15 protein-coding genes are annotated in these 12,963 nt (G+C 68.1%); 9 read left to right on the top strand and 6 right to left on the bottom strand.

Features of this window, described 5'->3' with window-relative positions; translation table 11 throughout:
* Positions 1-72: 72 nt before the first annotated feature.
* The 3 genes from AC5L3X_RS05800 to AC5L3X_RS05790 form a co-directional block, all read right to left on the bottom strand.
* Positions 73-705: a hypothetical protein gene (locus tag AC5L3X_RS05800; protein WP_494855559.1), complete on the bottom strand. Its 633-nt coding sequence runs from the start codon at positions 703-705 to the stop codon at positions 73-75.
* 66 nt (positions 706-771) lie between these two features.
* Entirely contained in the window at positions 772-972 is a 201-nt protein-coding gene (locus AC5L3X_RS05795; protein ID WP_494855558.1) for a hypothetical protein, read from the bottom strand.
* A gap of 188 nt (positions 973-1,160) precedes the next feature.
* Entirely contained in the window at positions 1,161-2,393 is a 1,233-nt protein-coding gene (locus tag AC5L3X_RS05790) for an NsdA family TPR-like regulatory protein (protein WP_494855556.1), read from the bottom strand.
* Positions 2,394-2,802: 409 nt separating this feature from the next.
* On the opposite strand from AC5L3X_RS05790, the gene AC5L3X_RS05785 reads away from it, so the two are divergent.
* The 4 genes from AC5L3X_RS05785 to AC5L3X_RS05770 all read left to right on the top strand — a co-directional run bounded on the left by AC5L3X_RS05785 (position 2,803) and on the right by AC5L3X_RS05770 (position 5,168).
* Positions 2,803-3,132, top strand: coding sequence for a hypothetical protein (locus AC5L3X_RS05785; protein ID WP_494855554.1), 330 nt, complete (start codon positions 2,803-2,805; stop codon positions 3,130-3,132).
* 140 nt (positions 3,133-3,272) lie between these two features.
* Entirely contained in the window at positions 3,273-3,491 is a 219-nt protein-coding gene (locus AC5L3X_RS05780; RefSeq protein ID WP_494855553.1) for a DUF397 domain-containing protein, read from the top strand.
* Positions 3,492-3,593: 102 nt separating this feature from the next.
* Positions 3,594-4,013: a hypothetical protein gene (locus tag AC5L3X_RS05775; RefSeq protein ID WP_494855551.1), complete on the top strand. Its 420-nt coding sequence runs from the start codon at positions 3,594-3,596 to the stop codon at positions 4,011-4,013.
* Positions 4,014-4,055: 42 nt separating this feature from the next.
* Complete coding sequence (locus tag AC5L3X_RS05770) at positions 4,056-5,168, top strand: winged helix DNA-binding domain-containing protein (RefSeq protein WP_494855550.1); 1,113 nt, start codon at positions 4,056-4,058, stop codon at positions 5,166-5,168.
* Positions 5,169-5,259: 91 nt separating this feature from the next.
* On the opposite strand, the gene AC5L3X_RS05765 is transcribed toward AC5L3X_RS05770, so the two are convergent.
* The gene (locus AC5L3X_RS05765; RefSeq protein WP_494855549.1) at positions 5,260-6,450 is read right to left on the bottom strand and encodes a cytochrome P450; all 1,191 of its coding nucleotides are present in this window, start codon (positions 6,448-6,450) and stop codon (positions 5,260-5,262) included.
* Between the two features lie 164 nt (positions 6,451-6,614).
* On the opposite strand from AC5L3X_RS05765, the gene AC5L3X_RS05760 reads away from it, so the two are divergent.
* A complete protein-coding gene (locus AC5L3X_RS05760) occupies positions 6,615-7,802 on the top strand; it encodes a sensor histidine kinase (protein WP_494855548.1) in 1,188 nt (395 codons plus the stop codon).
* Between the two features lie 6 nt (positions 7,803-7,808).
* Here AC5L3X_RS05760 and AC5L3X_RS05755 read toward each other — a convergent pair whose 3' ends face one another.
* On the bottom strand, positions 7,809-8,294 hold the full coding sequence (locus AC5L3X_RS05755; protein WP_494855547.1) for a hypothetical protein: 486 nt from the start codon (positions 8,292-8,294) through the stop codon (positions 7,809-7,811).
* Between the two features lie 228 nt (positions 8,295-8,522).
* Here AC5L3X_RS05755 and AC5L3X_RS05750 point away from each other — a divergent pair, with 228 nt between their 5' ends.
* Complete coding sequence (locus tag AC5L3X_RS05750) at positions 8,523-9,191, top strand: response regulator (protein ID WP_494855546.1); 669 nt, start codon at positions 8,523-8,525, stop codon at positions 9,189-9,191.
* A gap of 4 nt (positions 9,192-9,195) precedes the next feature.
* Here AC5L3X_RS05750 and AC5L3X_RS05745 read toward each other — a convergent pair whose 3' ends face one another.
* On the bottom strand, positions 9,196-9,651 hold the full coding sequence (locus AC5L3X_RS05745) for a hypothetical protein (protein ID WP_494855545.1): 456 nt from the start codon (positions 9,649-9,651) through the stop codon (positions 9,196-9,198).
* 402 nt (positions 9,652-10,053) lie between these two features.
* Here AC5L3X_RS05745 and AC5L3X_RS05740 point away from each other — a divergent pair, with 402 nt between their 5' ends.
* From AC5L3X_RS05740 to AC5L3X_RS05730, 3 genes are read left to right on the top strand one after another with little or no spacing between them, the layout of a single operon-like run.
* On the top strand, positions 10,054-10,899 hold the full coding sequence (locus AC5L3X_RS05740) for a fumarylacetoacetate hydrolase family protein (protein WP_494855544.1): 846 nt from the start codon (positions 10,054-10,056) through the stop codon (positions 10,897-10,899).
* Positions 10,896-12,191 (top strand): L-fuconate dehydratase, encoded by a 1,296-nt coding sequence (locus AC5L3X_RS05735; RefSeq protein ID WP_494855542.1) that lies wholly within the window; start codon positions 10,896-10,898, stop codon positions 12,189-12,191. Before AC5L3X_RS05740 ends, AC5L3X_RS05735 begins: the two co-directional genes overlap by 4 nt.
* Positions 12,188-12,922: an SDR family NAD(P)-dependent oxidoreductase gene (locus AC5L3X_RS05730; protein ID WP_494855541.1), complete on the top strand. Its 735-nt coding sequence runs from the start codon at positions 12,188-12,190 to the stop codon at positions 12,920-12,922. Before AC5L3X_RS05735 ends, AC5L3X_RS05730 begins: the two co-directional genes overlap by 4 nt.
* Positions 12,923-12,963: the final 41 nt, after the last annotated feature.

The raw sequence follows: 12,963 nt of genomic DNA, 5'->3' as shown, positions 1-12,963 counted from the left end.
CGCTGGTTCCATCACCGAGCCCGCCTGACCACCGCCTATCTCCAGGTCAACTAACGAATGGCGGCTGCCGTACTAGGCGCCGGTAGCGGGTGGCTTCAGGAATGCCCGCAAGGCGCCGTCATCAAGCGGCCGCGGAGGCTGCTCGATGATAGAAAAGTCACCCGGTTCATGACCACCTCGTATGAAGCGCTCAAAAAGCTCAGCGCCAGCAAATCGCTCCAGTAAAAGTAGAGCAGCATGACGACGGTCCGCTTCCCAGTCCAGACCATGCAGCTGCGAATCGAGCGCGACAAGATCCCAACCGATGCGATTCGAGTGCCGCCTGGGATCGAACGCCACGGCTAGGTGGCCATTCTTCACGTACGCGATCAACCGACGCCAACCGCCCCATCCAGGTATACTCCGACCTTGCCAGCATACCGATACAGCCTCATATCCTGCGTCAGCTATCTTCGCTAGCATCTCAGGCTGGGCGCCACGGCAGCCGCCGTTCACCTCCGAGGCCAAAGCGCCTCGTCCCCACTTATTCACTACAACAAGCCTTGGGTCCTCTGACCAATCGCTAAGGGTGATGCCGTCCGACAGAGGTTCATACCGATCCAGCCGCAGACGCCGCGCTTCGAGCAATCCCTTTACTGCTTCGGGATCCGCTTCAATGATATAAAGCAGGCAGGCTTCCTCAATAAATTCTGCTTGTACATCCATTCGTGATGTCTTCCTTGAGTGGGCCGAAGAGGCGCGAAAGGGCATACCCTTTCGTGCCTCTTGCTGCTATTTGAATTTAGGCATGACGCCGTTTGTTGTGATGATGTTCCAGAATGGATCATCATAGAGAACGCGATAGCGCCAGTAGAACCAGTTCAGGCTTGTTCCGGCGGAACGGTTCTGACTCAGATTGACGCGCTTCACCGAGAAGTTATTGGTGAGTGTCTCAGTCTTGTAGACACGCCCTGCGCCCTCATGCTCCTCCACGTCGACTCTGCGTGCCACGGTTGTGGCGACCTGCTGGACTCGTCCTCGATCGCGGGCACGGTCAGCGCCGCTGGGGCGAGGAGGTAGAACGGCTGCGCTTCGGCCAGCTTGGGCCTATAGACGAGCTTGCCTTCGGCCAGCATCCGCACCCGTACGGGAAGCTGCGCTTTGTCTCGGAGTGCAACTCCTCATCGACCGCGCTCTATCACTTCCCGCACCTGCGGTACGTCCCGGTAAGGCGCAAGCCGGTCGAGAACGACACGATGACGACGCGCTGTTCTGTCGCTGGCCACGTTCTTCGAAAGGTCGAACATTCGCCAGGCGGCACGAGCCGCTTCCTCCGGCTCGTTGGCATCCACGAGCGCGACGACGAGCCACGATAGGTACAGGGCGAGCTCGCGGGCGTGAGTAGCGTCGTAACGTTCCAGCACGTCGGTGAGTAGCGGCACTGCGCGAAGCGGTCGGCGCAGTTCGGTATAGGCACGTGCCTCCATGATCTTCAGCTCGCTCGCGTCCACCCAGTACAAGTACGCGGGCTCGTCCTCGCCGCCATGCTGTTCAAGGGCGGCCCCGGCCTCACCCAGCGCTCGCATGGCAGGCTCAGTTTCCTCGACTTGGACATATGCCCAGGCGACGCGATCCCAGGCAAGAGCACGCGCCCGCGTCGGCGCGTGTGGTCCGGCCGCGTCGAGTGCCGCGCGGGCAAGCGTCACCCCTTCCTGAGGGTTGCCGAGGTTGGCTGTCTGATAGGCCAAGGAGCCGAGGAGATTTGATTCCAGGGTGCCGTTCCTGGCCTCCTGGGCGGCGCGGATGCCAAGTAGATAGATGGTGGCTGCTTGTTCATGTCGTCCGGCGTCACTGGCGATCCATCCAGTGATCTGCGCGAGTTCCCCGATCACGCCGAGCAGCGCGCGGCTTGTGTGCTCGGTGTAGATGGCTTCGCGAAGGAGGCGTGTAGCGGCGTCAAGTTCGCGGAGCGCGGGCTGCAAAAGGTCGCCGCCGGCCAGCACGTCGTCAGCCAGCCGCAGGCGATGAACTCTCGCGGACAGATCGGCGATGGTGCTCATTCCGATGCGCCGCCCAGTCCGGGCGGGGAGCGGGGTGAGGGCATCGCTGTCAGGCAACTTGGCGAGGACATCGTCAAGGGGCGGGCGCCACGGAGCCTGCGACATGTCGAACAACTCGGCTTCGCTGAGCCCGAATACCCGGGTGTACAGCAGTCGGTATGGATCACGCGGCTGGTTGTGGCCGGCTTCGTACGCCTTGATCCGGCGAACGATCGTCTCCCGTGCGGGCAGACCCTTGCGCGTTTCATCATCAGCGGCCTCGACGAGACGGCGGGCCATCTCTTTCTGACTCCACAATCGGCTGCGCCGCTCGGCGCGTAGCCGTACGGCCCATGCCGGAAGTTCAGTCACCATCGTGAGCACCTCGCTGTCAGACCTGGGGACGTTCTGACCACCCTTAGTGTCCCCTGCTCGCACCTGTGATCAAAGGATTACGTGCTGTTGTAATCGGAGGTGAAGCGACCGAAGCCGGGGTCCGTAGGCGCTGGAACCGCCGTACGGACCCCTTGATCAGGATGGTGGTCCTGACCCATGAGACACGATAAGGCTGTAGACGCCGCTCGTCCGGTGTTCGCCGGATGGCGGATCATGCGCAGCGACGCCGGACGGTTGTGGGCGACGCGCGAGCGACCGTTCCCCCGGGTCGTTGAGGACGCGGGCGCGCACCGTACGGTCGACGCCGACGACCTGGTGGAGTTGTGCCGGGTCATCGCGGCGCAGGAGGGCATGGCGGAGCAGACGTGCCCGGCCATATGGACGCCAGATGACCGCGTCCGCCGTTGTTCTCGCTCCGCCCGATGTCCTCACGGACGAGGACTGCCCGGAGATCTCGCCGCATCCGGCCGTGCCCCGCCCCGGGGGCACGGCGCTGTGGTGGATCGAGCAGAGCCTTGGGCCCGGCCGGGTCGTCGCGTACACCTGCTCCTGCCGGATGACCGCCTATGAGCTGGTCTCCTGTGGCGGCGTCTACCAGATCCGCCGGCGGACCCTTGCCCGCCCCGGCGTGCCGCCCGTGTCCTGGACGGCTGAGCGGTGGCGCCGCGAGGAAGCGCACGAATGGTGGCGACGCCTGCTCGCCGGCCAGGCCCGATGAGCCGCCCCGCCGGTCGGTTGTCGCTCGGCCGGCGGGGTCGCGGGCGGTCTGACATACACCCAGGGGTTCAGGCCGCCCGCCCGTAAGACCCGCCCGCACACCCCCGTACGGGCGGGACGACTTGGAGAAGGAAGGCCGAGATGAACGATCTGTACGAGCGGGACCTCGCGGGAGCGCGCTACCGCCGGTTGTGCGGCGGCAACCAGCAGGAGGAGGAGCAGGAGAGCTGCGTCGAGATCGCCGCGATCCCCGGCGCGGCCGACGCCTTCGCCGTGCGCGACAGCAAGAACCCGGACGCCGGGACGCTCCGGTTCACCGGAGACGAGCTGCGCGCCGCGGGCCTGACCAGCCTCTCGTAGCACCCGCGAGAGACGGCGGCCCCTGCCCGATGCACGCAGGCAGGGGCCGCACACCACTGTAAGAGCAGCCTTCCGCGAGCACGCCTCGCCCGAGGAGCCCGAGTGCATCTCCACTGCTACTCCTGGACGGGAGTCGGCGACGACCGGCGTAAAGAGGCCGAGCGCCGCCCGCCCCCACCGTCCGGTGATCCGGGACCGTTCCTGGCCTCGGCGCTGCCGCCGATGCGGACGTGCGACTGGCTGCTGAAGTCCCGCTCCCGGATCGACGCCTCCCCGGCCTCCGTCGAGGAGGCGCTGGACTGGCTGGCCGAGCGCTACCGGGCCGCCGAACCGTACTTCCTGCGCGCCGAGGACGAGGCGCGGATCGGGCTGGACCTGCGGCTCGAACTCGCGTGGGAGTCTCTGACCCACGGGGTGGACGTGCAGTGGGGCATCTGGCTGCGCGGCGGACGCTTCGTCACCTGCGGCGTCGTGTGCTGCTCGCCGAACCGGCACGCCGGCCGCCGCTGCCCCGCCACCTGATCACATCGTCGGATTGTCGGTGGCGAAGGATACGGTTGACCGGTGGAACTCACCCCCCAACAGGTGCTCGGTTTGCGGATGTCCAGCCTGCTGCTACGAGCGTCGCCCGGCGGCGCCGAGCGGGCGACGGGCGTGGCCGAGGTGGTGACCTGGCTTGGGGCGATGCAGGCGCAAGACCTGGCCAGCGGTCTGTGGTCGTTCGGCGCCCGACTGCCCGGATACACCGCCGCCGACGTCACCGCCGCGCTGGAGCGGCGTGAGGCGCTGCGCACGTGGCCGATGCGCGGCACCATCCATTTCGTCCCGTCCCGCGACGCCCGCTGGATGCTCGAATTGATGGGCGTCCGGGTGCTGAAGGGCGCGGCGAGGCAGCGCGAACAACTCGGTCTCTCGGAGGAGACCGCCGTTCAGGCCATGGAGGTGCTGGGCGCGGCCCTGGCCGGCGGCGGGCGGCTGAGCCGGTCGGAGTGCCTGGCCGTGCTGGCCGGCAAGGGCATCGACACCAGTGGCCAGCGCGGCTACCACCTGCTGTCGTACGCCAGCCATCGGGGCCTGCTGTGCATCGCCCCCAACATCGGCAAGGAGCAGAGCTTCGTGCTGCTCGACGAGTGGGTCCCCGACCCGCACCGGCCAGAGCGCGACGAGGCGCTGGGCACCATCGCCCTGCGATACTTCCGCGGCCGCGGGCCGACCACCCGGCAGGACTTCGCGGGCTGGACCGGCCTGACCGCGGCCGACGCCAAACGCGGCATCGCCGTGGCCGGCGACGCGCTGGCCCGGGTGACCGTCCAAGGGGTGGAGACATACCTCGACGCCGCGCTCCTCGACACCGCCCTTCCCTTGGCCGGCGACGACGAGGTGCTCGTGCTGCCGGGGTTCGACGAATACCTGCTGGGCTACAAGGATCGCTCGCTCATGGTCGCCGACGAGCACAAGGCGGCCATCATCCCCGGCAACAACGGGGTCTTCCAGTCCACCGTGGTACGCGCCGGCCGGGTCGTGGCCACCTGGAAACGCACCCTCGCGAAGAGCCGGGTACAGATCGCCGTTCAGCCGCTCTTACCGCTCCACAGAAGCGACCGGGCGGAGGTTGAGCGGGCGTTCGAGCAGTACGCGCAGTTCGTGGAACGCACCCCGGAGGTGCGCTGGCCATGACCTGTCGCGTGTTCAGGCAGTGCTGACCATGCGGACACCGCATGATTCCGGTCGCCCGTCTCGGCCCTCGCGATGATGCCCCGACCGGCGACTAACCGATGACGACGGGCAGCTCCTTGATGCCGTTGATGAAGTTGGAGCGCAGGCGGCGGACCTCGCCGGTCTGGCGCAGGCGGGGGTAGCGCCGGGCCAACTGCTCGAAGAGGATGCGCAGCTCCAGCTTGGCCAGGTGGTTGCCGAGGCAGAAGTGGGCGCCGCCGCCGCCGAAGCCGATGTGCGGGTTGGGGGTGCGCCCGATGTCGAAGACCTCGGGGTCGGTGAAGACGGAGGCGTCGCGGTTGGCCGAGGAGTAGAAGACGACCACCTTGTCGTTCTCGCGGATCTGCTTGCCGCCGAGGGTCAGGTCCTGGGTGGCCGTGCGGCGGAACAGGTTGACGGGGGAGACCCAGCGGACGATCTCGTCGGCGGCCGTGGCGGCCAGCCCCGGGTCCGCGACCAGGCGCTCCCACTGCTCCGGGTGCTCGAAGAGGGCGAGCATGCCGCCCGAGGCCGCGTTGCGGGTGGTCTCGTTGCCGGCGACGACCAGAAGCAGGACGAAGAGGTCGAACTCGTTCTCGTCGAGTGTCTCGCCCTTCTCGTCGGGCTGGATGAGCTTGGTGACGATGTCGTCCCTGGGGTTGGCCCTGCGCTGGGCGGCCAGCTCGTTGGCGTAGGCGTAGACCTCCATGGCCGCCGCCTGGCCTTCCTCGGGGGAGTCGGCGTAGTCGGGGTCCTCGGTGCCGATCATGCGGTTGGACCAGCCGAAGATCTTGTCGCGGTCGGTGACCGGGGCGCCGAGCAGCTCGCAGATCACGTACAGCGGCAGCGGGGCCGCGATCTCGGTGACGAAGTCGATCTCACCGGAGGCCTTGTCGAGCAGGTCATCGCAGATGTCGCGGATGTGCTGTTCGAGGGCGCCGATCGTGCGAGGCGTGAACCCCCGGTTGACCAGCGAGCGCCGCCGCGTGTGCTCCGGCGGGTCCTGGTTGAGCATCATCATCCGTTGCAGCGCGCGTTGCTCCTCCGGCATCTCGTTGAACAACGCCAGCCGTCGATGGGAGGAGAAGAGCTCGGAGTGCCGCGACACGTGGACCACGTCGTCGAAGCGGGTGACGGCCCAGAACGGCGGATCGCCGTCGTGCCGGTGCACGGGGTCGGTTTCGCGTAGCCAGCGGAGTTGCTCGTGGGGCGGTCCGGAATCCGCGTACTGGTCCTGGTCGACGAGGTCGATCCGCACAGACATTCACCTCAGGCGATTTGATCAAACGCTTGGTTGAGACCGTACTGAAACGTGTTCTATTACGCTACACCGTCGCCGTCAACCGCCGCCTGTTCTGGAGCGCCCGAGCGTGCACTGCGGTACGCCCGCCCGTGGCGCGGTCAAGGCCAGGGCCGTAGCGTAAGATCATGATGCGGCGGGCCTTGGATTGGTGGAGTGATCACCCCCAGTTGGCCGATGCGCTGCTGGCGGCGATCGCGTGCGCGTTCCTCCTGGTGGAGGTGCCCTACAGCGACCAGACCATCGCCCATCCCGAGCGGCTGCCCCTGACGTTCTACGGCGACCTACTGGCGTATGCGGCCTTGGCCTGGCGGCGCCGGTACCCGGTGCCGGTGCTGGCGCTGGTGTGGACGTTGTGGTTCATCGGCGGCCGGTGGGACATCTGGGCTGAATGGAACGCCGCGTGGTCGGAGCTGAGCACGCCGACCGCGTTGATGCTCGTGCTTTACACCGGTGGGCGGTGGACGTCCTCCGCATGGACGGGTCTGTTCCTGGGCGGGACGCTGCTGCCCGCGGCACTGACCGTCGTGCGCATGTGGACGGGGCCGCTGCCGTTCCCGCTGCCCGCGCCTCCTGACGACCTGTACGTGGTGTCGTTCGTGACCTGCTTCGCCGCGTGGGGGCTGGGGAGGCTGCGGCGATCGGAGGCGGAGGCCGTGGCCCGCGCGGTGGTCCGCGAGGAGGCGAGCAGGACGCAGGCCGCGCTGGCCGAGGAGCGGATGCGGATCGCCCGTGAGTTGCATGACATCGTGGCGCACAACGTGAGCGCCATGGTGATCCAGTCGGCAGGGGCGAACGCCGCGCTGCTGGACGATGACAAGGTCAGTGCGAGCGCGGCCGTTGAGGCGATCGGGCACGCGGGCCGGACCGCTCTGGCCGAGTTACGGTTTCTGCTGGGCTTTCTGCGGGAGGGCCCGATGGCCCTGCGGCCCGGCATCGACGCGATCCACGTTCTGGCTGAGTGGCTGCCGATCGAGGTACGGCTACAGATCGAAGGCGAGGCCCGTCAAGTTCCGGCTGAGGCGGGGGTGGCCGCGTACCGGATCGTGCAAGAGGCCTTGACCAACACGCTCAAGCACGCCGGGAAGGATGCCGGCGCCGAGGTGTTACTCCGGTACGTCCCTGAGGGGCTGCACATTCAGGTCACCGACGACGGTGTGGGCAGCGCCGATCACGGGATGGAGGCAGGTCGGTTCGGGCACGGCCTGATCGGCATGCGGGAGCGCGCCGAGATGTTCGGCGGCACGATGCGGGCGGGTGCGCTGCCCGGCGGCGGGTTCCGGGTCGAGGCGACCCTGAGGTGGACCGATCCGTGACAGCCGTTAGGGGTGCCAGCCCCACGTGCAGGCCCAGGGCCGGTTGTACGGCTTGACGCAGGCTCGGAACTTGCGGCTGCCCGCCTTGTCGACGGCACGCGTGCTCCACGTGGTGTGCCCGGCAGTCACGGTGCCGTGGCAGGCCCACCAGGAATGGGTGCCGTCGTCGGACCAGTCCAGCGAGATCTTGTCGCCGGCGGAGAGACCTGTGCCCCACACCCACCAGATGCGTGCGCCGTTGTACTCGATGTTCTCGCTGCGATACAGGTTGACCACCTCGGTCGATCCGTCGTCGTAGCCCCGCCGAGCCACATGGACGCGCTCACTCTGCGGCACGTAGGCGTAGGGGTTGAGGCCGGCGCCGTTGTTGGGACCGCAGGAGAGCCCCAGCGAGTCCGCTGCGGCGGCATACGCGGGAGTGACGTTCGCGAGGAGGCCGGCCAGTGCCAGCACGGTGACGGTGGTGCGGCGGAATCGGGGATGCGTGCTCATGGTCCCACTTTCGCTCGGATAGGGCGTGATCATCGTCATCAAGGGCTGCTCACCGGCGACGCCGGTGAGCGGTCCTCATGGTCATAGGTTGATCGGCATGAGAGAACGGGTCAAGCTGTACCGAGGCGTTCTCGAAGCAGGCCCCCCTCTCGCGGGCGGGTCCGCGGTCACGGCCACCATTCCATTCCCGCGGCGGCCAGGGCCGCCCGACTGTTGAAGGTTTGGCGCATGCTCTCCGTGCTCGTCGTCGATGACCAGATCCTGATCCGCGCCGGCCTGGCCGCGCTGATCCGGGCCGCGCCGGGGCTGACGGTCGCGGGCGAGGCGGCCTCCGGTGAGGAGGCGGTCAAGCTGGCCCTGACGACCCGGCCCGACGTCATCCTGATGGACATCCGCATGGCGGGCATGGACGGCATCGCCGCTACCGAGCAGATCCTCACCGACGTGACCGCCCCGCAGCCCAAGGTGCTGATCCTGACGACCTTCGATCTGGACGAGTACGTCTACAACGCGCTGCGTGCGGGGGCCGCCGGGTTCCTGCTCAAGGACACCCCGCCGGAGCGGGTGCTGGCCGCCATCCACACGGTGGCGAGGGGCGACACCCTTCTTTCGCCCGCCGCCACCAAACTGCTGGTGGAGGCGTTCGCGAACCCATCACCGCGGCCGGCGCCGCAGAACCTGACCTCTCGCGAAGCGGAAGTGCTCCACCTCGTCGGCCGGACCATGTCCAACCACCAGATCGCCGATCACCTTCACATCTCTGAGGCCACCGTCAAGACCCACCTCAATCGCTTGATGGCCAAGCTGGGCGTGTCGAGCCGTGCTCAGGCGGTGGCCCTGGCCTACGACTACGGGTTGGTCACACCTCGCCGCAACCCGCGTCCCGGCCCTGAGTGACCGCCTAGTCCAGATCCCACTCCGGGCCCGGGTCGCTGCTGTTGCCCCAGGAGGTGCAAGCCCAGGAAGTGGTCTTGACGCAGCCGCTGAAGTAGCGACCCTCGGTGCCCTCGTTGACCGCTGCTGACGTGACCGAGTCGTACCCCCCGCTGGGGACGGTGGCGTGGCAGTTCTTCACCACACCCTGGTAGGTCCAGTCCAGCGAGACGGTGTCGCCGCCGCGGAGCTGATCGCCCCACACCCAGTAGATCCAGCCGTACCGGTTGGTGTTCTTGCGATAGAGGTGGACCCAGCCGTAGCCGCTCGGGCCCGACTTCTTGGCCACCCAGTCGTTGGTTCCGGGGAAGTTGTAGGGCCAGATGTTGTTCCCGCACGACAGGTCGGCGGCCTGCGCGTCGGCGGCGGGGGCCAGGGTGGCCATGGCCGTCACCAGGACGACCAGAACGCGTTTGATCCTCATGAAACCTCCGCAGGGGTTCGGTGCACCCAGTAAAGGCTCCTGAACCCCGGCTGCCATCAGCTCAGCACTTGAACTTCGCGCTACCCCTCCTGGTCTACGGGCCTCCACCCCTCGCGGTACCGCCTTCATCGAAGATCGTGTCACCACGCAGGCGGCGACTGCTTCGAGTCATCGGGTCTCTGGCGGGTCACGAACAGCTCGCCGTCAGACGCCGCGATATGCGCCGTGAGCAGGCGGGACGTCGTTTCTCCTGGTGGAGACCCTCCGGGTGCTGCACGTACAGGGACTCCGGTAAAAAGTCTCACTGGTCCGATGTTTCCAGTGTTGGGGTATTGACATCGTTACGGCGGGGCAGCAGCATCGGGGGCTGAGACATCCGATGTATGACGGTGGGGATGCGGTGTGAAGCTGCTGAGAGTAGGACCTGTCGGCCAGGAGCGGCCGGTGGTGATGGACGCCGCCGGAAACCTGCGCGACCTCGGGGAGCCCGAGATCGACGGTGCTTTCCTCGCCTCCGGGGGAGTGGCGCGCGTCCACGACGCGCTGGAGCGCGACGCGCTGCCCGTGATCGACGCCGAGGGATTGCGCGTCGGCGCCCCCATCGCGCGCCCCGGGAAGATCGTGTGCATCGGCCTCAACTACCGCGACCACGCCGCCGAGTCCGGCGCCGAACCGCCCGCCGAGCCGGTCGTCTTCATGAAGGCCGCCGACACCATGATCGGGCCGTACGACGAGGTGCTGGTGCCCCGGGGCAGCGTGAAGACCGACTGGGAGGTGGAGCTCGCCGTCGTCATCGGCAGCCGGGCCCGCTACCTCGGCAGCCGGGAGGAGGCGCTCGGCGTCATCGCGGGATACGCGGTGTCCAACGACGTCTCCGAGCGCGAGTTCCAGCTGGAGCGCGGCGGCCAGTGGGACAAGGGCAAGTCGTGCGAGACGTTCAACCCGCTGGGGCCCTGGCTGGTCACCGCCGACGAGGTCGCCGACCCGCAGGCGCTGGCCATGAGGCTCTGGGTCAACGGGGAGCGTCGGCAGGACGGCGACACCAAGAACATGATCTTCGACGTCGCCGAGATCATCCGCTACCTGAGCCAGTTCATGGTGCTGGAGCCGGGCGACGTGGTCAACACCGGCACCCCGGCGGGGGTGGCCATGGGCCTGCCGGGGCAGCCCTACCTGCGGGTCGGCGACGTGATGGAGCTGGAGATCCAGGGGCTCGGGCGGCAGCGGCAGACCGTGGGCCAGGCATGACGGCTCTCGGCTACCGGATCGTGCGGATGGAGACGCACGACGTCCGGTTCCCCACCTCGCGCGACCTCGACGGTTCCGACGCGATGAACCCCGACCCCGACTACTCGGCCGCCTACGTGGTGCTCACCACCGACGACGGGTTCGAGGGGCACGGGTTCGCGTTCACCATCGGCCGTGGCAACGACGTGCAGACCGCCGCCATCAGCGCGCTGGAGCCGTACGTGATCGGCAGGGACGTCGAGGACCTCGGCGCGCTCTACAAGGACATGGTCGACGACTCGCAGCTGCGCTGGCTGGGGCCCGAGAAGGGCGTCATGCACATGGCGATCTCGGCCGTGGTCAACGCCCTGTGGGACCTGCGGGCCAAGCGGGAGGGCAAGCCGGTCTGGCTGCTGCTGTCGGAGATGACGCCCGAGCAGATCGTCGGCCTGGTCGACTTCCGCTACCTGAGCGACGCGCTGACCCCGGAGCAGGCCCTGGATATCCTCAGGCGGGCCGAGGACGGCAAGCAGGAGCGGATCGCCCGCCTGCGCGCCGAGGGCTACCCCGCCTACACCACCTCCCCGGGCTGGCTCGGATATGACGACGACAAGCTCAGGCGGCTCTGCAAGGAGGCCCTGGACGAGGGATTCGGCCAGATCAAGCTCAAGGTCGGGGCCGACCTCGAAGACGACCGCCGCCGCTTCGGCGTGGCCCGCGAGGTCTGCGGGCCCGACTTCCCGATCGCGATCGACGCCAACCAGCGCTGGGACGTCGCCTCCGCCATCGAGTGGATCGGCGCGCTGCGTGAGTTCGACCCCCACTGGGTGGAGGAGCCGACCAGCCCCGACGACGTGCTCGGCCACGCCGCCATCGCCGAGGGCGTAAAGCCCGTTCCGATCGCCACCGGCGAGCATGTGCAGAACCGGATCGTGTTCAAGCAGCTGCTGCAGGCCGGAGCCATCTCCTACCTGCAGATAGACTCCGCACGAGTCGGCGGGGTCAACGAGAACATCGCGATCCTGCTGCTCGCGGCCAGGTTCGGCATCCCGGTCTGCCCCCACGCGGGCGGCGTCGGGCTGTGCGAGCTGGTGCAGCACCTGTCGATGTTCGACTATGTCGCGGTCAGCGGCTCCACGGACGGCCGGGTGATCGAGTACGTCGATCACCTGCACGAGCACTTCGTCACCCCCGTCGTCATCGACAACGGCAGGTACGTCACCCCCACCGCGCCGGGCTTCAGCGCGGAAATGCACCCCGAGTCGATCGCCGCCCACAGCTTCCCGGGTGGCGAGGTCTGGAAGGACGCATGAGTCTCAGAGCGATCGTCACCGGCGGCGGCTCAGGCATCGGCCTGGCCACCGCGAAACTGCTGGCCGAGCGCGGCATGCGGGTGGCCTGCCTCGACCTCGACCCGCCCGGCGAGCCGTTCGTCGGGATCCGGGCCGACGTCACCGACGACGCCGCGGTGCGGGCGGCGGTGGCGGAGGCCGCCGAGCGGCTCGGCGGCATCGACGTGCTCGTGAACAACGCGGGCATCGGCGCACAGGGCACGGTCGAGGACAACCCCGACAGCGAGTGGCAGCGGGTGTTCGACGTCAACGTGCTCGGCATGGTCCGGGTCAGCCGGGCGGCCCTGCCGTACCTCCGCAGGTCGGAGCACGCCTCGATCGTCAACACCTGCTCGATCGCGGCGACCGCCGGACTGCCCGCGCGGGCGCTCTACAGCGCGACCAAGGGAGCGGTGCTGTCGCTCACCCTCGCGATGGCGGCCGACCACGTCCGCGAGGGGATCCGGGTCAACTGCGTCAACCCCGGCACGGCCGACACGCCGTGGATCGGCAGGCTGCTCGACAAGGCCGACGACCCCGAGGCTGAACGTCAGGCGCTGAACGCCAGACAGCCGATGGGACGCCTGGTCAGCGCGGAGGAGGTCGCCGCGGCGATCGCCTACCTGGCCGGTCCGGAGGCCGGCGCGACCACCGGCACCGCCCTCGCGGTCGACGGTGGCATGCAGGGGCTCAGGCTCCGGCCCACCAGCTGAGACATCACATTTTCAGGGTCGCCCCCGCGCGGGGTGCCGGC

The sequence above is a fragment of the Nonomuraea sp. CX421 genome (assembly GCF_059358955.1).
The sequence above is the reverse complement of the archived record's forward strand: the minus strand, read 5'-3'. Positions and strand labels throughout refer to the sequence as shown.